The sequence below is a fragment of the Stenotrophomonas sp. SMYL8 genome (assembly GCF_036320065.1).
GTDB lineage: Bacteria > Pseudomonadota > Gammaproteobacteria > Xanthomonadales > Xanthomonadaceae > Stenotrophomonas > Stenotrophomonas maltophilia_A.
The window spans coordinates 114,557-135,958 of sequence record NZ_JAWIRR010000003.1 but is presented as its reverse complement, the minus strand read 5'-3'; the positions used below and the strand labels follow the sequence as shown (position 1 = coordinate 135,958).

Genomic DNA, 21,402 nt, shown 5'->3' with positions numbered 1-21,402 from the left:
GGGGGCGGGCCGGGGGCGGGCTGTGGGTTCTGGGTGGGGGGGGTGTGGGGCGGCCGGCCAGCGGCCGGCACTACCCCGTGGCGGAGCCGCTGCCTCAGCGCAGCTGGCTTTCGGCGAATTCCCAGTTGACCATCTGCCAGAACGCGTCCAGATAGCGCGCGCGATCATTCTGGTAGTCGGTGTAGTAAGCGTGCTCCCATACGTCGCAGCACAGGAGCGGGGTGCTTTCGCCGGTCAATGGCGTGCCGGCGTTGCGGGTGGCCTGCAGGCCCAGCTGCCCGCCCGGATGCTGCACCAGCCACACCCAGCCCGAGCCGAACAGGCCCAGTGCGGTGCGGTTGAATTCCTCGCGCAGGCGCTGCACGTCGCCGAACTGGCGCTTGACCAGCTCGCCCAGCCGCCCCTGCGGCTCACCGCCGCCGCGCGGGCGCAGGCACTGCCAGTAGAAGCCATGGTTCCAGGCCTGTGCGGCGGCATCGAACAGCGTGCCCTGGGCGTGGCGGACGATCTCTTCCAGCGACGCTTCCTCCCACTCGGTGCCGAGGATGCCGGCATTGACCGCATCCACATAGGCGCGATGGTGGCGGCCGTGATGCAGTTCCACGGTCTGTGCGGACAGGTGCGGCTGCAGGGAGCCGGGAAGGTAGGGCAGGGCAGGCAATTCGACAGGCATGGACAGGTTCGTGGCCAGGGGGCGGCGGCAGCCGGTTCCATCCGCTTACAATGGCGGCTACCGTGGGCAGTCTAGCCGACCATCACGGTCGGTTTGTCCGGCGAAGCAAGGAGTGTGGTTGTGGCGGTAATGCAGCAAATCCAGGCCGAGGTCGATCGTTACCCGCTCGTGCTGTTCATGAAGGGCACCCCGCAATACCCGATGTGCGGCTTCTCCAGCCGCGCCGTACAGGCATTGATGGCGGCCGGCGCGGTCACCCTGCGCACCGTCAACGTGCTGGAAGAGCCCGAGATCCGCGCCAACCTGCCGCGCTTTTCCAACCTCCCGACCTTCCCGCAGCTGTTCATCAACGGTGAGTTGATCGGCGGCTGCGACATCGTGCTGGAGCTGTTCGAAGCCGGCGAGCTCAAGCGCATCGTCGAAGAGGCAACCCAGGGATGAGTGCCTGGCCATCGACGTCACCGACCGACGGGGCGCTCGATGGCCGCCCGTTGCAGGATCGCGTGGTGCTGGTTGCAGGCGCCGGCGGTGGCTTGGGCAGTGCGGCGGCCGTTGCGGCCGCAGCGGCCGGCGCCACCGTGGTCCTGCTGGGCCGCAAGCCGCGCCGCCTGGACCGTGTCTACGCCCAGGTGCAGGCTGTCGGCCCGGAACCCCTGCTGTACCCGTTGGATCTGGAAGGCGCAGGCCCCGACGACTATGCCGAGCTGGCCCAGGCCCTGCAGCGCGAGCTGGGGCGGCTGGACGGCCTGCTGGTCTGTGCCGCCCACTTCCCGGGCCTGACCCCGTTCGAGCTGGCTGACCCAGCCAGTTTCGCCCGCGCGGTGCACGTTACCTTGACCGCGCCGGCCTGGCTGGCCCAGGCCTGCCTGCCACTGCTGCGGCAGCGCGAAGATGCGGCGCTGGTGTTTGCGGTCGATGCCCCCGACCGGGTCGGGCAGGCTTACTGGGGCGGTTACGGTGTGGCCCAGCATGGCCTGCGTGGCCTGATCGCCAGCCTGCACGACGAACTCGGCCGCAGCCCGGTACGCGTCAGTGGCCTGTACCCCGGCCCACTGCGCACAGCCCTGCGGGCCCGGGCGTATTCCGTAGACCAGGACCCGGCCGCCCAAGGCCCGGAGGCCGCCGCCGCTGCGGCCGTGACCCTGTTGTCCGGTGCTGGCGCCACCTGGCGCGGCCGGATTCTCGATGCCAGCGGGGCGTTCCCGGCCGAGTGAGTGCTAGGGAAAGGCGGAGTGAAGAACCCGTCACGATTGCGTTGCGATCGGGTGCCGTTTGTCGCACAACCGTCACATTGATGGCGTAGCGTGTTAATCTAGTGTTAACCGTTGTGGCTTCCTTCAGCCAAGCGGTAGGGAACCCCAGATAAATGTCCGACCAGCCACCCGCAGGGCTGTTTGGATGCGCTTTTTTTCCGCCATCGCCAACTCGCATCGAGGCTACCGAAAAATGACCCACCCACTCCGGATGTCCAAGCTCACCCTTGGTCTCGTGGCTGCGCTCGCCGCCGCTCCCGCCTTCGCCCAGAGCACCTCTGCCGGTGTCGGCGGCCAGGTGATGTCCGCCGCAGGCCAGCCTGTGGTCGGCGCTGAAGTCACCATCACCCACACCGAGTCGGGCACCGTTTCGCGTGCCACCACCGATGCGTCGGGTCGCTACAACGCGCGCGGCCTGCGCGTGGGTGGCCCGTACACCATCACCATCACCAAGTCCGGTGAAGGCACCAAGACCGAAGAAGGTGTCTTCCTGAACCTGAACCAGGTCAACACGGTCAACGCCAATCTGGGCGGTGACCTGGCCGCGACCAACCTGGACGCCGTGAACGTTGTCGCCACCGCCGGCGGCCTGGACCTGTTCAGCGCCACCAAGATGGGCAGCGGCACCAACGTGACGCGCGAAACGATGGACGCGCTGCCGTCGGCCAACCGCAACATCCAGGACTACATCCGCCTGGATCCGCGCATCTCGCAGGTCAGCAAGGCTGACGGCGCGATCTCGGCCGGTGGCCAGAACACCCGTTACAACGCCATCCGCATCGACGGCATCAGCGCCTCCGATCCGTTCGGCCTGGGCTCCAACAACCTGCCGACCGAGCGTCAGCCGGTGTCGATGGACGCCATCCAGGAAATCAACATCGACCTGGCCAACTACGACACCACCATCGCTGGTGGTACGGGTGCGGTGATCAACGCCGTGACCAAGTCGGGTACCAATGAATTCCACGGCACCGTGTACGGTTCGTACCGCGACAAGGACATGGTCCGTTCGCGTCTGGAAGGTGATCGTACGGACTTCAACGGCTTCAAGGACGAGAAGACCTACGGCATGACCTTCGGCGGCCCGATCGTCAAGGACAAGCTGTTCTTCTTCACCAACTACGAAAAGTACGAGCGTAGCGGTGGCGGCGTCAGCCTGAGCGAAAGCCCGTACAACAAGGATCCGGCGAAGGGTGGCATCAGCGACGCCGACATCTCGGCCGTGCAGAAGCGCATGGCGGAACTGGGTCATCCGGTGGGTAGCGTCAGCGACCTGAACAACAAGACCGAGATCGAAGAGTACGCGGTCAAGCTGGACTGGAACATCAACGAGAACCACCGTGCGGCCCTGCGCTACAACAAGATGAAGCAGGACGTCGTCCGCTTCCCGCAGGTCAGCAGCAGCGCACTCTCGCTGAGCGATTTCTGGTACACCCAGCCGACCCAGTACGAAACCTGGATGGGTGAGTTGTTCAGCGACTGGTCCGAGAACTTCTCGACCGAGTTCAAGATCTCGCACAAGGACTACTCGTCCAACCGTGTCGCTGCCTCGCACCTGCCGCAGATGCGCGTCCGTTTCGGCAACAACTCGCTGTACCTGGGTACCGAGCAGAACACCCACACCAACCTGGTCGAATCGAAGGAACTGAGCGCCTTCGGTGCCGGTACCTGGTACGTCGGTGACCACACCATCAAGTTCGGTTTCGATTACACCGACAACGACCTGATGAACTTCTACGGCCGCAACCTGTACGGCGCGTATGACTTCCGTGACCTGGCCTCGTTCCTGAAGGGCACCGCGAACGGCTACCAGCTGCGCGTTCCGCGTCCGGGCGGCAGCCTGGATGACATTCCGGCCAAGTTCCATCTGAAGAATACCGGTCTGTTCATCCAGGATACCTGGGCGGTCAACTACAACCTGAGCCTGATGTTCGGCGTCCGCGTGGACATCCCGGACTTCACCAGCCAGACCAAGTACAACGCCGACATCCAGACGCTGTATGGTTACAACAACACCAAGCTGGTGGACAAGAGCCTGATCCAGCCGCGTGTCGGCTTCAACTACACCTTCGACAGCGATCGCCCGACCCAGCTGCGAGGCGGCGTGGGCCTGTTCGGCGGCGCTGCCCCGAACGTGTGGCTGGCAGGTGCTTACCAGAACACCGGCCTGAACTACGTCGAGTACAACGTTCCGGGTAATCCGGGTGGCTTCAGCGTCGATGCCGACAATCCGTTCATTCCGGACCCGTCGCGTATCGTTGCGCGCCAGAACGTCGACATCATCAACCCGGGCACCCGCCTGCCGTCGGTGTGGAAGGCCAACCTGGCCTTCGATCACGAACTGCCGTGGTACGGCATCGTGGCATCGGCCGAACTGCTGTTCACCAAGGTCAAGGATGGCCTGTACTTCGAACGCCTGGACCTGACCGATGGCAAGGGCAATGGCCCGACCTTCGTGTCCGCACAGGACGGTCGTGAGATCTACTGGAACGACAAGGGCCTGAACCAGGCCAACAGCAAGATCGACAACCGCAGCGGCGACAACCTGGGCATGGAGAACGGCACCAACGGCGTGCTGAACCGCAACTACCGCCCGAACAACATCGGCGACGTGCTGCTCCTGCGCAACACCAACAAGGGCCGTGGCAGCCAGGCGACCTTCTCGCTGGCCAAGCCGCTGACCGAGAACTGGGGCTGGTCGCTGGGTTACACCTACACCCAGTCGAAGGAAGTGAGCCCGCTGACCAGCTCGCAGAACACCTCGAACTGGAACAACACCCAGATCCTGAACGCCAACGAGAACATCGCGTACAACTCGCGCTATGCGATCAAGGACCGTATCACCGGTACTCTGGAGTGGAAGCACAACTTCTTCGGTGACAACGCCACCCGCGTCGGCCTGTTCTATGAAGGCCGTTCGGGCCGTCCGTACAGCTACGTGTTCTACAACGATGCCAACGGCGACAGCGCGATCGGCAACGACCTGTTCTACGTGCCGAAGGGCCCGGGCGACGTGCTGTTTGTTGGCGGCGCAGACATGGAGAAGAAGTTCTTCGACTGGCTGGCGCAGAATCCGGAACTCGATGCTTACCGTGGCAGCACCGTGCCGGCCAACCAGCACCGCGCCAAGTGGGTCAACAGCTTCGATGTCCGCATCAGCCAGGAGTTCCCGGGCTTCGCGAAGACCCACAAGGGTGAAATCGCGCTGGACATCATGAATGTCGGCAACCTGCTCAACAAGAAGTGGGGCCTGATCGACGACTACGGCTTCTACGCCACCCGTCGCGTGGGCAACTTCGCAGGTATCGATCCGGCCACCGGCAAGTACGTGTACTCGTTCACCGGTGCGGATGATTCCTCGGTCCAGGAAAACAACAACGACAAGGGCAACACCGCCGTGTCGCGCTGGTCGATGCAGCTGACCGTGAAGTACAAGTTCTGATCCATCAGAGCCTGAAGCAGTAAGTGAAAACGGCCGGGGAAACCCGGCCGTTTTCCGTTCATGCGAAAGTCCTTGCAGGTCACCTGGCATCGGCGTAGCATCCGGAAATGTGCGCGGTGCCAACGCCGCCGATGCGGTCCCGGAAAGGCGAACGCGGGAAGCACACATCCAACGGTCGGGCTTCCCGGCCGTTTTGCTTTTTAAGGGGGCGGCAGTACAGTCGGAAACCTTGAAGGAAGCGAAAAATTGGACATGACCACGAACGAAAAATCAGCCCGTGCATTGCCGGTGCAGGACGCGCGGATCTACCCGCGCGGTGGGCTGGATGTGCTGTCGCGGGCCGAAGTGGCTCGCCTGCGCGATGCATCTGCGGGCGGCATGCACGAGCTGCTGCGCCGATGCGCGCTGGCCGTGCTGACCAGCGGCAGTGCCTCTGACGATCCGCGCGCGGCGCGCGATCTGTATCCCGATTTCGACATCCAGGTGGCGCAGCAGGATCGCGGCGTGCGTATCGACCTGGTCAATGCGCCGGCAATGGCCTTTGTCGACGGCGAGATCATCCGCGGTGTCGCCGAACTGCTGTTCGCGGTGGTGCGTGACCTGGCCTACATGGCCATCGAGATGGGCCCGGCCTACGCGGCCGAACTGGAGTCGTCCGAAGGCATCACCAACGCGGTATTCGGCCTGCTGCGCAACGCACGCATCCTCAACCCGGGCGACCCGAACCTGGTCGTGTGCTGGGGTGGCCATTCGATCTCGCGCGACGAATACCTGTACACCAAGCAGGTGGGCTACGAGCTGGGCTTGCGCGGTCTGGACATCTGCACCGGCTGCGGCCCAGGCGCGATGAAGGGCCCGATGAAGGGCGCCACCATTGCCCACGCCAAGCAGCGCCGCACCGTGACGCGCTATATCGGCCTGACCGAGCCGGGCATCATCGCGGCCGAGTCGCCGAACCCGATCGTCAACCACCTGGTGATCATGCCGGACATCGAGAAGCGCCTTGAGGCCTTCGTCCGCATCGGCCACGGCATCATCGTGTTCGCCGGTGGCGTCGGCACCGCCGAGGAAATCCTGTACCTGCTCGGCATCCTGCTGCGCGAGGAAAACAAGGACCTGCCGTTCCCGCTGATCCTGACCGGCCCGACGGTGGCAGCGCCGTACTTCGAGCAGATCGATCGCTTCATCCGCCTGACCCTGGGCGATGCAGCCGCCGAGCGCTACGAGATCGTCATCGGCGACCCGGTGGCGGTGGCAAAGAAGATGGCCAACGGCATCAAGCGCGTGCGTGAGTACCGCCTGGCACAGAAGGACTCGTTCTTCTTCAACTGGTCGATCGAGATTCCGTGGGAGTACCAGCAGCCGTTCGTGCCGACCCACGAGGCAATGGCCGCGCTGGACCTGCACCACGGACGTGCCCCGCACGCGCTGGCGGCCGACCTGCGCCGGGCGTTCTCGGGCATCGTTGCCGGCAACGTGAAGGAAGACGGCATGCGCCGCATCGAGCAGTTCGGGCCGTTCCAGATCCACGGTGACCCGGACATGATGCAGGCCCTGGACGCGCTTCTGCGCGCCTTCGTCGAACAGCGCCGGATGAAGATCTCCGGCGAATACCAGCCCTGCTATCAGGTGCTGGCCTGAGTCTGCGCCGGCGCGATGGGGATCGCGCCGGTACAGGCAGGGGAGGGCGGGTCGTCAAGGCCTTGACGCCCGTCGCCCCGGAATGACCGTTCATCCTGCCGCCGCTTGCCGGTGGCAGGGCGATGGCCCATCGTGGCCATCAACACGCTGGGGAGCGTCCAATGTCTTTGCGCCGGCAAAACGGCTTTACATTGATCGAGTTGATGGTCACGTTGACCGTCTTCGTGATCTTGGCGTCGATCGCCTATCCCAGTTTCCGCGGAATGATCCGCTCGAACCGCCTGGCAACCGCCAACAATGAACTGATTGCCCTGACAGGCCTGGCGAGAGGCGAAGGCATCCGCAACAGCCGTGGTGGTGGTGTCTGTGGCAGTACCGATGGCACCGGTTGCGATGGCGAATGGTCCAAGGGTGTCCTGGCCTGGTCGGATCTCGATGGAGATGGCCAGTTGGGGGGCACCGATACCGTGTTGCGGTTTTCGCAGGGCAACCCGCAGTTGAGTGTGGTGGGGCCCGCGGGTGCGACCATCGCGTTCGACGGTCGCGGCCGTCGCAGGGCGGCTGCGGACCAGACGCTGGTGCTGTCGCCGGATACCTGCAAGACCGGTGAGCCCAAGAGTACATTGACGATCAACCAGTCCGGTCAGGTCCGGGCGACCAAGGGGACCTGCTCATGAGCCGACGCAAGCTTGCCGGCCCGCGTTCTTCGCAGGGTGGTTTCAGCCTGATCGAGGTGATGGTGGCCATGCTGATCCTGGCGTTCGGCCTGCTGGGCTTCGCCTTGCTGCAGACCACCAATGTCCGCTTTGTGCAGAGCGCGAATTATCGTACCCAGGCCACCAATCTGGCCAATGACCTGATCGAACTGATGCGTGCCCAGCGCACCGATACCCTGGCCGGAGGTGCTTACTCCGCCGCTTCGTTCTCGGCCGGCTCGGTGACCGCGAAGGGCGCGTGCGCCTGGCCAACCGGTGCCGCGGTGACACCGAAGACCAATGTCGCGCGATGGCAGTGCGAGGTCGTCAAAACGCTTGGCGAAAAGGCCAGCGCGGAGGTGAAGTTCACCCAGAGTACCGGTCAGGTAAGCGTCGCGATCACGTGGGGAGACCAGCGCTGGGACCCCGAGAATCCCGACAGCCTGACCACCTTTGGCTTGACCACTTTCCTGTGAACGTGCCCATGAGTCCGTCTTCGCGAATCCGCGGCTTGTCGCTGATCGAACTGATGATCGCCATGGTCATCGGCCTGGTGTTGATGCTGGGTATCACCCAGATATTCATTGCGTCCCGCGCGGCTTCGCGCCTGTCCGAGGGCGCTGCCCGGACCCAGGAGAATGCCCGTTTCGCGTTGGATTTCCTGCAGCGTGACCTGCGTATGGCCGGGCACTTCGGCTGCGTGAACGACCAGGCACATGTGATCAAGAACACGGGCGATGTCCGCTACAACCTGGGAATCGCTTCCGGCAGCGGTGATCCTCTGGACTTCTCTGTACCGGTACAGGGCTATGAAGCTGCCGGCACCGCGCCGACCAACACCCTGACCCTGGGCCGGGCATGGAGTGCCGCAGGCTCGGTGCCCAAGAGCATCACCGATCTGAAGCCGAAGCCGCTGCCCGGCAGCGACATTCTCGTGTTGCGGCTGCTGAGCCCGGAGGGAGCCGTGCTTGCCTCGGCAAGCGTGGACGGCACCGCTACCACGTTGACCGTGTCCAGCGACGGCATGGCGCGTCTCAAGGCCAATGCCGCGGGTACTCCCACCGTATTCGCGCTTGCAGATTGCACCCGCGCCGACGTGTTCTCAGGCGCCATCACAGGTTCTACGGTAAAGGTGGACAAGGTCGACCTGACGGGTTACTCGGTCAACAACGCAATGACCATGCTGTACCGCGCCGATGGCCTGGTGTACTACATCGCGACCAACGGCAACAACGAGCCATCGCTGTTCAGGGCACGTGCCAATGGCGCAGGTGGTTATGGCACGGGCGAGGAGCTGGTGGAGGGCATCGAGAACATGCAGGTCCTGTATGGCCTGGATGCGACGACCGATATCGCCCTGGCCACGCCGCCGACTGGGCGGATCGTCGATCAGCGCGTAGCCAGTAGTGTCAGTACCGCTACCGATGCAACGGCAACCGCCGCGTGGCGACGTGTCGGCATGGTGCAGGTCGGTCTGCTGTCCAGGAGTCCGCAGCGTGCTTCGGCCGAAGCACCGGGTGCGGCCGACAACTATCTTGGAGTGCTCGGGGTGACCATCGCGCCGGGTGATCCCTATGACCAGCGTCATCGCGGGGCCTATGAAGTCTCCGTTGCGCTCCGCAACCGCCTGTTCGGGAACTGACGACCATGCGACCAATCACTCGCTTTTCGCGCCGCCCCTTTTCTGGTCCTGCCCGCGAGCGTGGTGCGGTGCTGTACATTTCGCTGATCCTGTTGATTCTGCTGGCCCTGCTGGGAGTGATAGGCATGCAGGTGGCAGGCATGCAGGAGCGCATGGCATCGGGCTACCGCGCTGGTAGCTTGGCGTTCCAGAACGCCGAGGGGGCTGCGCGTGGGGCGGAAAATGCAGTCGAGAAAATCGCCAACCGACAGTCAGCGGGTGACAACCCGATGGTCAGTTCCGCCGACATCGATCAACGCTGCGACGATGGTTTCGATCCGTCCGACTGGGTGGCCAAGACCAAGCTGGGCAGCAAGCCGGCGGTGAAGGTCCGGCAGATCCAGGGCTGCATCCAGGGAGAGGGGGCGCTGGACATGGGAAAGCCACTGGAGACAGCAACGCCGGTTTACCAGATCACGACGTATGCCAGTGATACGACTTCCGACGCGACGTCGCGTTCGGCGGTCGATACCGTATTCAAGCTGTGAGGCTGGGGAGCCCATGAACACGCGCAATCGCAGAATCCTGGCAGGCGTTGGCCTTGCCGTCCTGGCCGCCGGCGGCTATCTGGTGCATACGCTGATGGCGGCACAGGCGCAGGGGGTGTTGGCCCAGGAGCCGATGAACGTTCAGGTGCAGACGCCGCCGGCGTTCATCATGGCGGTAGACGACTCCAACTCGATGACCTTTGAGCGCATGTTTCCAGGGGGCGATGGGCGTCTGATCTTCAACTCGTCAACGGGCAGCTTCTTCAACAATGATGGCAGCTTCTACAGTGTTGGCCGTGATTGCACGAGCAGCTCGGTCGATTGCTATCTTTATCTGTATCCACATTCCGATTACAACGAACGCTATTCGTACGGCCGTGCGATTCCGCCATTGGACATCTTCGGGTTCGCACGTTCGCACGTCTACAATGCGAGCTATTACAACCCTGCTGTCACCTATAAGCCATGGATAAAGGCTGACGGGACACGCTGGGCCGACGCAGTCCTTGACAAGGTGCGCGTTGACCCTCGCGCCGGATTTGCGGGCAATCTTCAGTTGTACAACATGCTGGCGACCCGTGAGTCGAGTTCAGAGGGTTTCCAGTTCGTTGACGGAATGCGGATTCCGAATCTCGCCGGCACCGGTAACGAGTATTACCGGAGCGGCAGCTGGCGTACGGCTGCGCGGGATATCAGCTCCGCGGTTCAGTATGGTGTGAAGTACTTCCCGGCGACGTTCTATCTTCCAGAGAATGCGCCCGCTCCCTATGGCTACAAGAGCGACGATGCCAATCGCCCGGTGATCGCAGGTGCTTGTGGTCCAAAGTGCAATCTTCGTCGTTACCAGATCAAGAGCGAAAACTACAATATCGACGGGGCGTACGGTCTGGCGATCCAGAACTTCGCCAACTGGTTCCAGTATCACCGCAATCGCACGCTCGCCATCATCGGTGCATCGACGGAGGCTCTGTATGGCGTCGACAACATGCGCGTGGGCTACTTCACGATCAATGTCCTGAAAGACGTGAAGATGCATGATCTGGTGACCAATCGAAGCGATCTGTACGAGCAGATATACGGCCTGAAGCCGATCAGCGGCACGCCCAACCGTCGCGCGGTGGAGTACCTGGCAGAACAGTTCCGACGTACTGATGATGGCGCGCCGGTGATGCGGGCGTGCCAGCGCAATGGTGGCATGTTGTTTACTGACGGCTACACCAACTCCGGTAATGTGCCGAATGGAACGTTTGGCAATGCCGATGGGGTCAATACCACCGATCTTCCCAGCGTTCCATTCGCGGATGGTTACAGCAATACCATGGCGGACATCACGGCCGCCTATTATTCCGGTAGCAAGACCCCGCTGCGTTCGGGTACCGGATTCGCAAAGGGCCAGGTGCCGGTGGATGAGCGCTGCGCGTCACTGGACAAGAGCAGTGCAGACTGGAAGCGGCTGGATTGCCAGACTGACCTGCATATGAACTTCTACGGCGTGACCCTGGGTGCGCAAGGGCGCATCTATGGTGTCAATCCCGCTGCGACTGCGGACCCTTTCAAGAATCCTCCTGATTGGAACAGCAATCCAGATCCTGCAAAGGTTGACGATGGCACGGTTGTCGACGAAATCTGGCACGCCGCGCTGAACAGCCGCGGTGAGTTCATCAATGCGCAGACGCCCAATGACGTGACGGTTGCAATGCGCCGGGTGCTGGAATCAATCACTGCCGGCAAGTCACCGTCTGGAACACTGGGCATGACCGGCGCCCGCATTGGTGCAGGCTCGCTGTCGGTTACGCCCAGCTACGACATCCGCAATGGTGCGACCGACTGGTCGAGCAAGCTCAAGGCTTCGACCGTCAGGATCACTGGTGAACAGGTCGCTGTGTTCAATGAGGCCTGGGAGGCGTCCGCCAAGCTGTCCTCGAGTGGTCGTCGCATTGTCGCCAACAAGGCGGGCACCGTCGTCGACTTTGGGGCGGGTACGATCAGCCTGACCGACTTGTGCAGCAAGCCGGATGGCAAGTACGCCACGATGCTGGTGTGCAGCCAGGATAAGTTGAAGGACATTGATGCTGACCTGAGCACGGCCATCCGCTATCTGAAGGCGGATGCATCGATGGAAAAGCGCAACGGTGGCAAGTACCGTGACCGCGCGACACCGCTGGGTGACATCGTCACATCGGCACCCGTGGTGAGTTCGCCGATTGACGACTATGGCTATCGCCAGCTTGGTGGAAGCTATGCGGTCAGCTACGCCAAGTATCTCGATACCAAGGCGAAGGGCCGTCGCTACATGGTGTACGTGGGCGCGAACGACGGCATGTTGCATGCCTTCGACGGTGGTATGGGTGCCTCGGGTGAGATGGACAGCAGCGGTGGCACCGAGAGCTTCGCCTATATTCCCGCAACTGCACTGGGCCACATGGCAAACCTGTTGTTCCCCTTCAAGCCGGACAGCAAGGACCAGACCTTCCGTCATCGCTATTACGTCGATGGACCGATCACGGTCTCCGACATTTTGAATGGAAGCACGTGGCAGACAGCGCTGGTCGGCACCGCCGGTGCGGGCGGTCGCTCAGTGTTCGGATTGGATGTGAGTGCTCCGGGTTCCTTCGGCACCGGCGAAGTGTTGTGGGAAATCAATGACATCAATGCGTCGTTGCCCGAGAACGTGCGCAACAACATCGGGTTTGTGCTGGGCAAGCCAGTAATCGTTCCTGTAAAGGAAGGCAACGGCATTGCCTGGAAGGCGATCTTCGGCAACGGCTACAACAGTTTCAGTCGCAAGGCAGTGCTGTTCGTGGTCGACATGGCCACTGGCAGTGCACGGATGATCGAGGCGGCTGAAGGAACTGCTGCAAACGGTATCAGTGGTGACAATGGCCTGGGCAACGTTGTGGTGGTGGATCGTTGGCGAGGCGATAACCAGAACGTGCGTGGCCGGGATGGGCTGGCGGACACCGTCTATGCAGCCGACCAGCGAGGTGCGGTCTGGAAGTTCGATCTGACCGACGGCAAGGACACCGCGTTGTCGACTCCCGTGTTTACCACCCAGGTCAGCCAGGATGCGGGCGGGCGCAATTATCGCCAGCCCATCACCGGCGGCATGACGGCAGCGACCGGGCCGTCTGGTGGCGTGATGCTGTACTTCGGTACGGGCAGCTTCTCGTTCTACTCGGACAAGGACGACAAGACACAGCAGGCGCTGTATGCGGTCAACGACCTTGCTGGAAAGAGCGTTGCGACGACGTTGACGGCTTCCAATCTCGTCCCCTACACGGCCGCCACACCAGCAACCGGCGCGGAGGCGCGCAAGATCGTTGCAGGTACTGCGCCTGCCAATGCGCGTGGCTGGATGGTCAGTCTTCCCACAACCAATGGAGAGCGGTTCGTCGGCAACCCATTGCTCGTCAGCGGCATCATGTTCCTGCCTACGTATGTCCCCAATCTGGAATCCGTGGGTTGCTCGACGAGTGGTTCGAACTGGCTGTTTGGTCTCTCGTCGCTGACCGGCGCGGCCGCGCTGGAGAATGTCCGGGCCGGATCGCCCAAGGGTGAAAAGCCAGCAGCGGGCACGGCAGGTATTCTGCTGAAGAGCGAGGGCACTGCCCCGATCAGGGACGTATCGCTGTCAGTGTTGCCGCGTCTTGGCACCGGCAAGGAGGGCCCGCCCGGGGGCAGCTCGTGCTGGATGGTGGTGGGCGCCGCCGGCAGCCAATCGCTGTATCTGCCCTATCCCTGCGGTCGCCAGTCCTGGCGCCAGCTGCAATGATTCCGATGCAAGGAACCCATCACATGTTTGCTGTCTCCTCGCCTCGTCGTGCGGCCGGCTTCACGCTGATCGAGCTGATGATCGTGGTGATCGTCATCGGCATCCTGGCGGCAATCGCGATTCCCTCCTATCAGAGCTACGTGAGGCGATCGCATCGAGCAGTTGTAAAGGCGGACATGGCCGAGTATGCGCAGCGTGCCGAGCGCTACCACTCAAGCAACAATTCCTATTCCGGATTTGCGTTGCCCAGCAAGGTCTCGCCACGCGAAGGTGGTACGGCCCGCTACAACCTGGCGTACAAGGGGGACGGCACAACCTTCACGATCACCGCCACGCCGCAGGGCACGCAGACCAAGGACAGCTGCGGCAAGCTGAGCCTGGACCAGGCCAACCGCAAGACAGCCGAAGCGGCCCTTTCGGACTGTTGGTAAGTCAGGTGTTGATCTTCCGGTAAACGGTCAGTACAATGCGCCTCCCCGCCCGAATAGCTCAGCCGGTTAGAGCACTTGACTGTTAATCAGGGGGTCGTTGGTTCGAGTCCAACTTCGGGCGCCAGATACTGCAAAAGCCGCGAGAAATCGCGGCTTTTGTTTTTCTTGCGTGGATGTTCAGCAGGGCATGTTGCGGTCCGTGCGTTCACTGCGTGTGCGCCCGCCATTGTTGACAATCAGCTTGCCATGCAGGCGGCTGCCGGCGCAGATGCGCAGGGTCAGATTGGCACCAGGGCTCCGCCCATCGGCCTGGAAAAACAGTTGCGGGCGGCCACTGCTCGCCTGGGCCAGGATCAGGACGTCGGAACGCCCGCGCTGGTGTGTCAATACCATGTCGGATGATGACGGCGATCCTCGGCGGGTGCCGCTCCGGTAGACGATCCAGCCGATGCTCCAGTCGCTGATGCAGTGCAGTCCATCGTCGCTGGCGCACACGCCGATCAGCTCGCGCCGCCTCAGGGCTTCGCTGCGAGCACTGGAAAGACCCGCATGCAGGCTCAATTGCAGGGCATCGGCGCGCTGCCGCAGCAGCAGGGACTGCAGGGAGGGCCAGCCGGCCGCCAGTAGCACGGCCATCACCGCCACGACCGCCAACAGTTCGACCAGATGCATGCCTCGCGGTGCGGTAGGGCTGGGGAAGGGGAGGTGGCGCATGGGTCCAGCCTCCCTTGTCCAGCGCAGGCGCCGCCATCAGGCATCGCCGCGCTCATCTGCCCGAAAACCCCTCAGCGGGCCGTCACTCCATGCCCCGTATACTCACTACTCCCGGGAACTGGCACCATCATGAGCGACCGTTTTGAACTCGTCTCGCCGTACTCGCCGGCGGGCGACCAGCCTGATGCCATCGCGAAGCTGACCAGCAACTTCGAAGCGGGCATCGCCAAGCAGACCCTGCTGGGCGTCACCGGCTCGGGCAAGACCTACACCATCGCCAACGTCATCCAGAACGTGCAGAAGCCGACGCTGATCATGGCGCCGAACAAGACGCTGGCGGCGCAGCTATATGGTGAGTTCAAGGCGTTCTTCCCGCACAACGCGGTGGAGTACTTCGTCAGCTACTACGACTACTACCAGCCGGAAGCCTACGTGCCATCGTCGGACACCTTCATCGAGAAGGACAGTTCGATCAACGAGCACATCGAGCAGATGCGGCTGGCGGCGACCAAGACCCTGCTGTCGCGCCCGGACGCGATCGTGGTGGCGACAGTGTCGGCGATCTACGGCCTGGGCGCGCCGGAAGACTACCTGTCGCTGCGCCTGATCCTGTCCAAGGGCGAGCGCATCGACCAGCGCGACCTGATCAACCACCTCACCCAGCTGCAGTACACGCGCAACGAATACGAGCTGCAGCGCGGTACCTTCCGCGTGCGTGGTGAAGTCATCGACGTGTTCCCGGCCGAGTCGGACAGCGAGGCGCTGCGCCTGGAGCTGTTTGATGGCGAGGTCGAGAAGATCACGTTGTTCGATCCGCTCACCGGCGAGACGCTGCGCAACATGCAGCGCTTCACGGTCTACCCGAAGACCCATTACGCCACCACGCGCGAGCGTGTGCTGGCGGCGATCGAGACGATCAAGGTCGAGCTGAAGGAGCGTCTGGAGCAGCTGTACGCGCAGAACAAGCTGGTGGAGGCGCAGCGCCTGGCGCAGCGCACCCAGTTCGATCTGGAAATGATGGCCGAGGTCGGCTACTGCAACGGCATCGAGAACTACTCCCGGCACCTGACCGGCAAGAACGCCGGCGAACCGCCGCCGACATTGTTCGACTACCTGCCGGCCGACGCGCTGCTGGTGATCGACGAATCGCACGTGACCATTCCGCAGATCGGTGCCATGTTCAAGGGCGACCGTTCGCGCAAGGAGACGCTGGTCGAGTTCGGGTTCCGGCTGCCCTCGGCGCTGGACAACCGGCCGCTGCGCTTCGAGGAGTGGGAAGAGCGCTGCCCGCGCAGCATCTATGTGTCGGCCACGCCAGGCCCCTATGAGTACCGCGAAGCCGGTGACGAGATCACTGAACTGGTCGTACGCCCCACCGGCCTGATCGACCCGGTGGTGGAGATCCGCCCGGTCGGCACCCAGGTTGACGACCTGATGAGCGAGGCCAACGCGCGCATCAAGGCCGGTGACCGGGTGCTGGTCACGACGCTGACCAAGCGCATGGCCGAGAATCTCACCGAGTACCTGACCGAGCACGGCATCCGCGTGCGCTACCTGCACTCGGACGTGGACACGGTCGAGCGCGTGGAGATCATCCGCGACCTGCGCCTGGGCAAGTTCGATGTGCTGGTGGGCATCAACCTGCTGCGCGAGGGCCTGGACATGCCCGAGGTGTCCCTCGTGGCGATCCTGGATGCCGACAAGGAGGGCTTCCTGCGCTCGACCGGCTCGCTGATCCAGACCATCGGCCGTGCCGCCCGCAACGTGCGTGGCAAGGCGATCCTGTATGCGGACAAGATCACCCGTTCGATGCAGGCGGCGATCGACGAGACCGACCGCCGTCGCGCCAAGCAGGTCGAGTACAACGAGCAGCACGGCATCGTGCCGCGCTCGGTGGCGCGTCCGATCACCGACGTGCTGGAAGGCGCGCGCTCCGATGCGGCCGAGAAGGAAGCAAAGAAGGGCAAGGGCAAGGGCAGGCCCGGCGTTGCCGAGGAGGGGAGTGACTATCGATCGCTCAGCCCGGCCCAGCTGGCGTCCCGTCTCAAGGCGCTGGAGCAGCAGATGTACCAGCACGCCAAGGACCTGGAATTCGAGGATGCCGCCCGCGTGCGTGACCAGATCCGGCAGCTGAAGGAAGCGAGTCTGGGCTGAACGCGGCAGTGCAGCATCTTCTTCACAAAAGTGTTGCGCTTCACGGCCGGCATCCGTAATATACGCGGCCTGCACCGACGCAATCGCGGACGTTCAGAAGCAAAAACGGGCGGTTAGCTCAGCGGTAGAGCACTACCTTGACATGGTAGGGGTCACAGGTTCGAACCCTGTACCGCCCACCACGAAGTCCCTGGAAGGGGGCTGTCGTGAACTGCAAAGCCCGGCCCTGGCGCCGGGTTTTTACGTAGCAAGGCCAGCTTTCGGGCGGCAAGAACAAGATGGGCGGTTAGCTCAGCGGTAGAGCACTACCTTGACATGGTAGGGGTCACAGGTTCGAACCCTGTACCGCCCACCACCTGGCTCCCGGCATTGCCGGTGCAGCGGTGGATCACGACGGAAGCCGGCCTTGTGCCGGCTTTTCTCGTTTCAGGCATCGATCACGGTTCCACATGGTCAGCGTTGCACGACCAGGTCTTCGACGCTGATCATCCGCTGCAGCTTCCAGTGACCGTCCACGCGCTCCCAGAGCTGGGCGACGCGAACCGTCGCACCACGCGTGGGCTGGGCAACGCCGGGTTCGTGTTGCAGGGGCTGGTTGGCCAGCCTCAGGACCCGGTCCTGGCGCAGCCGGTAAAGCAGCAGGGAGGGCGAACCGCAATCCTGTCGTACGACGTCCGGCTGCTGGGTTTCGGCAAGCAGGATCTGGCTGCGAAGGGCCTCTTCAGTGGGCCCGTTGCCAGCGCCGAACAGGCTGGAGAGCAGCAGCATCAGGGCAAGCATCGGCATGGCACGGTGCTCCAGCGGGAAAGTGCACGCAGGCTGGCATGACATGTGGGGTGCTGCAGCCGGCCTGCGACGAAGGCCGGAATTGAACCGCCAAAGACGGCCGGGGGGGCGATGAATCCGGGCCGTGCAGGCGTAGACTCCGGTCTACCGCGCAATCGCGCCGTCACTGCAAGGAGCTGCCGCATGAGTGATCACGTTCCGGTTTCCCGGCCCAATCCCATCATCGAACTGCTGTTCGGCGGCAACATGCTGGAGGGTACCTTCAAGGCGGTGATCTGGGTGGCCCTGCTGGCGGCAGTGCTGGCGTGGACCACGTTCCGCTGAGTCTTCCCGCTGCCTGCGGCAGCGGCGGCGTCGCTGGCCTGCGCTCAGGCGCTGAAGGCCTGGCGCAGGCTGCGCAGCGTGGCCTGGCGATGTTCCTTTGCGGTCGCTTCGCCCATCTCCAGTTCCTGCAGGCGCAATCCCACCAGCGTCATCGACAACGCGTAGCCGCGTGCCGCATCGGCAGCACGCGAAAGGCCCAGTGCGCGGCGCGTCAGCGCGTTCACGTGTTCCAGGTCGGGCAGCAGCCCCAGGTAGACGCGCTCGGCGCTGTCCAGGTCGGGGGCACGCAGGATCGCGTGCGCTTCAGCAGCAGGGGAGACGGAGGCCATGGGGGGGTCCTTGTCCGTTGCGGGCGCTCGATCAGAACGAGCGCATCAGGGAAACGAAGGCCGACGTCTGTGTACCGCGACGGGCCATCGGGCTGTCCTTTACTGCATCGCCGAACCACTGGTTGGCGACGACGCCGGTCGCGCGCCACTTCGTGCCCAAGGGCGTGCTGACTGCGATCTGCAGGCTCGGTGATGTCGCGCTGCCCGGGTTGTAGGCGGCAAGTCCCGAGCGCAGCGCTTCTTCGTCGGTGATGCCGTAGTAGTAGTCGAGCAGGCGCGCACTGGAGTGCACCACGCCGACCTTGGGCACCCAGGTGAAGCGACCGGCCTGGATCGGATAGCTGTAGTGCAGGCGCGACTCCATGCCACCTCCGTGCCCGGTGACCTCGCGCATCACGCTGGCCTCGACGATGCCCCAGTCGGCGCTGTACTCACCGTTGATGCCGGCCATGGCCGACATCTGCCGGCTGTGCAGGCGACGCAGCTGCGGATCGTTCACGTCGTCGGTCTTGAAGCGCAGCGTGTAGGGCGTGACTGCCGCCGACAGGCGCAGGCCCTCGCGCTTGTACAGGTACATGCCCAGCGAGCCCGGGCTGGCGAAGAAGCGCTCGCCCTGCCAGGCAATGGACGGTACGACCAGCGGCTTGACGTCGTAGTGGGCGTACGCCCCCGAGGTCGCGCCGGCACTGATACCGGCCTGCACGCCCGGGTTCCGGTCGGCGGCGTGGGTGATCAACGGCAGGCCGATGGCAGCGGAGAACAGCAACGGGCGCAGCAGGGTCGGGGACAGCGACGGCATCGATCAACCACTTTGCGGGGGATGGCTGTGCATGGTGCGGGTACAACATTGTCAGAACATTGCGCCTTCGCAACTGGCACACGAAGACGCCCAAACCTGGCGCCAGGCACTATGATCGGCACCGTTTCCGGTAGCCGAGCCCCTGATGCGCATTCTCCTGGTCGAAGACGATCCCGATCTGTCCCGAGCCCTGCAGTCGGGCCTGGAGCGGCAGGGCGTGGTCGCCGACGTGGTCGGCAGCCTGGCCGAAGCCGCGGTTGCGCTGCGCGAGCCGGTGCATCAGCTGATGCTGCTGGACCGTCAGCTGCCCGATGGCGATGGCGTGGCTTTCGTCGCCACCGCACGCGCGCTGCGCCCGAACCTGGCGGTGATCATGCTGACGGCCAAGGGCAGGTTGTCGGACAAGGTCGAGGGCCTGGATGTCGGTGCCGACGACTACCTGGTGAAGCCGGTGGCGATCGAGGAGCTGATGGCGCGGATCCGTGCTGTCTCGCGGCGGCCCTCGGCGATGGTGACACCGAGCCTGCATCTGGGCCGGCTGGAATTCGACTTCGAATCGCTGCAGGCACAGGTGGAGGGCCAACCGCTGGCGCTGCCGCGGCGCCAGGTGCTGGTACTGCAGGCACTGGCGATGCGCCAGGGGCGCACGGTCACCCGCACGGCACTGGAGGCCGCGGTGTACGGCTTCGACGATGAGATCCAGTCCAATGCGCTCGATGCGCACATTTCCAAGCTGCGCAAGGCGCTGCAGCAGGCCGGGGCGGGCGTTGAAATCCATGTGATCCGGGGCGTCGGCTACCTGCTGGCGGAGGCCTGAGATGGCGCGTCCGACACGTCCGATCCGTTCCATCACGCTGGGGTTGGCCTGGCGGTTGTTCCTGGCGCAGGCCTTCACCGTGCTGTTCGCCGTTGTTGCGCTGATCCTGACCTGGGGCGACAAGGACACCTGGGGCATGGACATGTTCATGGCTGAAGCCGTGGCCAAGGCCGTGCACAGTGAAGGCGGGCGGTTGGTGCTGGACCAGGCGCGCTGGAACAAGCTCGACGCCGAGGCCGGGGGCAACCTCTGGTTCGCGGCGGTCGACGACAAGGGTGTCTGGCTGGAACGCGGCACGATTCCGGCGATCCACGCCCCGCTGCTCGCGCGCCTGCCGACGCTGGGTGCCACCGAACTCGGCTCGCTGGTGCCGCCGTACCTGGACGTGGCGCGGGTCATGATCCGCAAGGAGGACGGGCGGCGCATCACGGTGATGGTGGGTGGGGCGCCGAAGGGCGGGTTGCTGGACGGTGCGCTGATGGTGCTGCGCCTGATCGGGCTGTGGTTTTTCCTGCCGCTGATCGTGATCACGCTGCTGGTCATGCCGACCGTGATCCACCGCGCGATGCGCGGCGTGCGCCGCTCCGCACAACAGGCCAAGGAGCTGGATATCGGCCAGCCGGGGGCGCGTCTGGATGCGCAGCTGGTGTCGACCGAGGTCGCACCGCTGGTGGAAGCCTTCAACGACGCGATCGACAAGGTGCAGCAGGGGTATGCCGCGCGTGACAAGTTCCTCGCCGATGCCGCGCACGAACTGCGGGTGCCGATTGCAGTGGTGCAGGCGCGCCTGTCGCAGTTGCCGCAGGGCGAGCTGAAGTCGCAGCTGCTGACCGACGTGGCGCGGCTCGGTAACGTTGCCGAGCACCTGCTCGACCTGCAGCGACTTGATCGTAATGTCGGCGCACTGCAGCGGCTGGATCTGGCGTTGCTGGTGCGCGAAGCGGCCGCCGATCTGGCGCCGCTGGTGGTGGGTGCCGGTTACGGCTTCGAAGTGGATGCACCCGAGATGCCAGTGTGGATCCATGGCGACAGCCTGGCGCTGGGGCGGGTGATCGCCAATCTGGTGCACAACGCCATCGTCCACGGCGGCGGACGCGGCACCATCTGCGTGCGCCTGGATGCACGTGGCCTGCTGGAGGTCAGCGACCAGGGCGCCGGTATTCCGGTGGGCGACCGTGAAGCGATCTTCGAGCCGTTCCATCGTCTGCGCGCAGCGGGTAGCGGTAGTGGCCTGGGCCTGCATCTGGTGAAGGAAATCGTGCAGCATCACGGCGGTTCGGTCAGTGTCGGCGAAGCTGCCGGCGGTGGCGCCAGTTTCCGGGTCAACTTCCATCGCGGCACCGTCCGGCGCTGACAGCCACGCGGGGAAATCCCCGATAGGCAACCTGCCACGTCCCTCGGCA

19 protein-coding genes and 3 tRNA genes are annotated in these 21,402 nt (G+C 63.9%); 17 read left to right on the top strand and 5 right to left on the bottom strand.

Annotated elements, in window-relative coordinates:
* Positions 1-94: 94 nt before the first annotated feature.
* On the bottom strand, positions 95-673 hold the full coding sequence (locus V3B25_RS04425) for a superoxide dismutase (protein WP_049423333.1): 579 nt from the start codon (positions 671-673) through the stop codon (positions 95-97).
* Between the two features lie 120 nt (positions 674-793).
* On the opposite strand from V3B25_RS04425, the gene grxD reads away from it, so the two are divergent.
* The 11 genes from grxD (at position 794) to V3B25_RS04370 (ending at position 14,200) form a co-directional block, all read left to right on the top strand.
* Complete coding sequence (grxD, locus tag V3B25_RS04420) at positions 794-1,114, top strand: Grx4 family monothiol glutaredoxin (protein WP_005408852.1); 321 nt, start codon at positions 794-796, stop codon at positions 1,112-1,114.
* Positions 1,111-1,887 (top strand): SDR family NAD(P)-dependent oxidoreductase, encoded by a 777-nt coding sequence (locus tag V3B25_RS04415; RefSeq protein WP_049423250.1) that lies wholly within the window; start codon positions 1,111-1,113, stop codon positions 1,885-1,887. Before grxD ends, V3B25_RS04415 begins: the two co-directional genes overlap by 4 nt.
* Before the next feature lie 232 nt (positions 1,888-2,119).
* Positions 2,120-5,368 (top strand): carboxypeptidase regulatory-like domain-containing protein, encoded by a 3,249-nt coding sequence (locus V3B25_RS04410; RefSeq protein WP_080355423.1) that lies wholly within the window; start codon positions 2,120-2,122, stop codon positions 5,366-5,368.
* Between the two features lie 252 nt (positions 5,369-5,620).
* Positions 5,621-7,009 (top strand): nucleotide 5'-monophosphate nucleosidase PpnN, encoded by a 1,389-nt coding sequence (gene ppnN / locus V3B25_RS04405; protein WP_049423248.1) that lies wholly within the window; start codon positions 5,621-5,623, stop codon positions 7,007-7,009.
* A 161-nt stretch (positions 7,010-7,170) separates the two neighbouring features.
* Complete coding sequence (locus tag V3B25_RS04400) at positions 7,171-7,686, top strand: GspH/FimT family pseudopilin (RefSeq protein WP_032128889.1); 516 nt, start codon at positions 7,171-7,173, stop codon at positions 7,684-7,686.
* Positions 7,683-8,180 carry a type IV pilus modification protein PilV gene (gene pilV, locus V3B25_RS04395; RefSeq protein ID WP_189719760.1) on the top strand — a complete coding sequence of 166 codons (498 nt, stop codon included), beginning with the start codon at positions 7,683-7,685 and terminating at the stop codon, positions 8,178-8,180. Before V3B25_RS04400 ends, pilV begins: the two co-directional genes overlap by 4 nt.
* Positions 8,181-8,188: 8 nt before the next feature.
* Positions 8,189-9,346 carry a PilW family protein gene (locus tag V3B25_RS04390; RefSeq protein WP_154352203.1) on the top strand — a complete coding sequence of 386 codons (1,158 nt, stop codon included), beginning with the start codon at positions 8,189-8,191 and terminating at the stop codon, positions 9,344-9,346.
* 5 nt (positions 9,347-9,351) lie between these two features.
* On the top strand, positions 9,352-9,873 hold the full coding sequence (locus V3B25_RS04385) for a PilX N-terminal domain-containing pilus assembly protein (RefSeq protein WP_154352204.1): 522 nt from the start codon (positions 9,352-9,354) through the stop codon (positions 9,871-9,873).
* A 13-nt stretch (positions 9,874-9,886) separates the two neighbouring features.
* On the top strand, positions 9,887-13,645 hold the full coding sequence (locus V3B25_RS04380; RefSeq protein ID WP_329810176.1) for a PilC/PilY family type IV pilus protein: 3,759 nt from the start codon (positions 9,887-9,889) through the stop codon (positions 13,643-13,645).
* 23 nt (positions 13,646-13,668) lie between these two features.
* Positions 13,669-14,076 carry a type IV pilin protein gene (locus tag V3B25_RS04375; protein WP_032128894.1) on the top strand — a complete coding sequence of 136 codons (408 nt, stop codon included), beginning with the start codon at positions 13,669-13,671 and terminating at the stop codon, positions 14,074-14,076.
* Positions 14,077-14,123: 47 nt separating this feature from the next.
* Positions 14,124-14,200 (top strand) — tRNA-Asn (locus tag V3B25_RS04370).
* Between the two features lie 53 nt (positions 14,201-14,253).
* Here the strand turns inward: V3B25_RS04370 and V3B25_RS04365 are convergent.
* Complete coding sequence (locus tag V3B25_RS04365; protein WP_032128895.1) at positions 14,254-14,748, bottom strand: GspH/FimT family pseudopilin; 495 nt, start codon at positions 14,746-14,748, stop codon at positions 14,254-14,256.
* 171 nt (positions 14,749-14,919) lie between these two features.
* Here V3B25_RS04365 and uvrB point away from each other — a divergent pair, with 171 nt between their 5' ends.
* The 3 genes from uvrB to V3B25_RS04350 all read left to right on the top strand — a co-directional run bounded on the left by uvrB (position 14,920) and on the right by V3B25_RS04350 (position 17,299).
* Positions 14,920-16,944, top strand: coding sequence for an excinuclease ABC subunit UvrB (uvrB, locus tag V3B25_RS04360; RefSeq protein ID WP_032128896.1), 2,025 nt, complete (start codon positions 14,920-14,922; stop codon positions 16,942-16,944).
* A 107-nt stretch (positions 16,945-17,051) separates the two neighbouring features.
* Positions 17,052-17,126, top strand: a tRNA-Val gene (locus V3B25_RS04355).
* Between the two features lie 98 nt (positions 17,127-17,224).
* Positions 17,225-17,299 (top strand) — tRNA-Val (locus V3B25_RS04350).
* 98 nt (positions 17,300-17,397) lie between these two features.
* Here the strand turns inward: V3B25_RS04350 and V3B25_RS04345 are convergent.
* Positions 17,398-17,730 carry a hypothetical protein gene (locus V3B25_RS04345; RefSeq protein WP_125893534.1) on the bottom strand — a complete coding sequence of 111 codons (333 nt, stop codon included), beginning with the start codon at positions 17,728-17,730 and terminating at the stop codon, positions 17,398-17,400.
* Positions 17,731-17,913: 183 nt separating this feature from the next.
* Between V3B25_RS04345 and V3B25_RS04340 the strand changes: the two genes are divergently transcribed.
* Positions 17,914-18,054 carry a hypothetical protein gene (locus V3B25_RS04340; protein WP_165929929.1) on the top strand — a complete coding sequence of 47 codons (141 nt, stop codon included), beginning with the start codon at positions 17,914-17,916 and terminating at the stop codon, positions 18,052-18,054.
* Positions 18,055-18,098: 44 nt separating this feature from the next.
* Here V3B25_RS04340 and V3B25_RS04335 read toward each other — a convergent pair whose 3' ends face one another.
* Positions 18,099-18,383, bottom strand: coding sequence for a hypothetical protein (locus tag V3B25_RS04335; RefSeq protein ID WP_032128898.1), 285 nt, complete (start codon positions 18,381-18,383; stop codon positions 18,099-18,101).
* Between the two features lie 31 nt (positions 18,384-18,414).
* Entirely contained in the window at positions 18,415-19,182 is a 768-nt protein-coding gene (locus tag V3B25_RS04330; RefSeq protein ID WP_049412592.1) for a MipA/OmpV family protein, read from the bottom strand.
* A gap of 145 nt (positions 19,183-19,327) precedes the next feature.
* On the opposite strand from V3B25_RS04330, the gene V3B25_RS04325 reads away from it, so the two are divergent.
* Positions 19,328-19,999, top strand: coding sequence for a response regulator transcription factor (locus V3B25_RS04325; RefSeq protein ID WP_032128900.1), 672 nt, complete (start codon positions 19,328-19,330; stop codon positions 19,997-19,999).
* Between the two features lies 1 nt (position 20,000).
* Positions 20,001-21,353 carry a HAMP domain-containing sensor histidine kinase gene (locus V3B25_RS04320; RefSeq protein WP_049399928.1) on the top strand — a complete coding sequence of 451 codons (1,353 nt, stop codon included), beginning with the start codon at positions 20,001-20,003 and terminating at the stop codon, positions 21,351-21,353.
* The last annotated feature ends 49 nt before the right edge of the window (positions 21,354-21,402 follow it).

What these genes read in the sequence shown, in the direction of transcription:
- V3B25_RS04425 (WP_049423333.1), bottom strand. Translation starts at nt 673, where the DNA reads ATGCCTGTCGAATTGCCTGCCCTGCCCTACCTTCCCGGCTCCCTGCAG.
- V3B25_RS04415 (WP_049423250.1), top strand. Translation starts at nt 1,111, where the DNA reads ATGAGTGCCTGGCCATCGACGTCACCGACCGACGGGGCGCTCGATGGC.
- V3B25_RS04410 (WP_080355423.1), top strand. Translation starts at nt 2,120, where the DNA reads ATGACCCACCCACTCCGGATGTCCAAGCTCACCCTTGGTCTCGTGGCT.
- ppnN (WP_049423248.1), top strand. Translation starts at nt 5,621, where the DNA reads ATGACCACGAACGAAAAATCAGCCCGTGCATTGCCGGTGCAGGACGCG.
- V3B25_RS04400 (WP_032128889.1), top strand. Translation starts at nt 7,171, where the DNA reads ATGTCTTTGCGCCGGCAAAACGGCTTTACATTGATCGAGTTGATGGTC.
- pilV (WP_189719760.1), top strand. Translation starts at nt 7,683, where the DNA reads ATGAGCCGACGCAAGCTTGCCGGCCCGCGTTCTTCGCAGGGTGGTTTC.
- V3B25_RS04390 (WP_154352203.1), top strand. Translation starts at nt 8,189, where the DNA reads ATGAGTCCGTCTTCGCGAATCCGCGGCTTGTCGCTGATCGAACTGATG.
- V3B25_RS04385 (WP_154352204.1), top strand. Translation starts at nt 9,352, where the DNA reads ATGCGACCAATCACTCGCTTTTCGCGCCGCCCCTTTTCTGGTCCTGCC.
- V3B25_RS04380 (WP_329810176.1), top strand. Translation starts at nt 9,887, where the DNA reads ATGAACACGCGCAATCGCAGAATCCTGGCAGGCGTTGGCCTTGCCGTC.
- V3B25_RS04375 (WP_032128894.1), top strand. Translation starts at nt 13,669, where the DNA reads ATGTTTGCTGTCTCCTCGCCTCGTCGTGCGGCCGGCTTCACGCTGATC.
- V3B25_RS04365 (WP_032128895.1), bottom strand. Translation starts at nt 14,748, where the DNA reads ATGCATCTGGTCGAACTGTTGGCGGTCGTGGCGGTGATGGCCGTGCTA.
- uvrB (WP_032128896.1), top strand. Translation starts at nt 14,920, where the DNA reads ATGAGCGACCGTTTTGAACTCGTCTCGCCGTACTCGCCGGCGGGCGAC.
- V3B25_RS04345 (WP_125893534.1), bottom strand. Translation starts at nt 17,730, where the DNA reads ATGCCGATGCTTGCCCTGATGCTGCTGCTCTCCAGCCTGTTCGGCGCT.
- V3B25_RS04340 (WP_165929929.1), top strand. Translation starts at nt 17,914, where the DNA reads ATGAGTGATCACGTTCCGGTTTCCCGGCCCAATCCCATCATCGAACTG.
- V3B25_RS04335 (WP_032128898.1), bottom strand. Translation starts at nt 18,383, where the DNA reads ATGGCCTCCGTCTCCCCTGCTGCTGAAGCGCACGCGATCCTGCGTGCC.
- V3B25_RS04330 (WP_049412592.1), bottom strand. Translation starts at nt 19,182, where the DNA reads ATGCCGTCGCTGTCCCCGACCCTGCTGCGCCCGTTGCTGTTCTCCGCT.
- V3B25_RS04325 (WP_032128900.1), top strand. Translation starts at nt 19,328, where the DNA reads ATGCGCATTCTCCTGGTCGAAGACGATCCCGATCTGTCCCGAGCCCTG.
- V3B25_RS04320 (WP_049399928.1), top strand. Translation starts at nt 20,001, where the DNA reads ATGGCGCGTCCGACACGTCCGATCCGTTCCATCACGCTGGGGTTGGCC.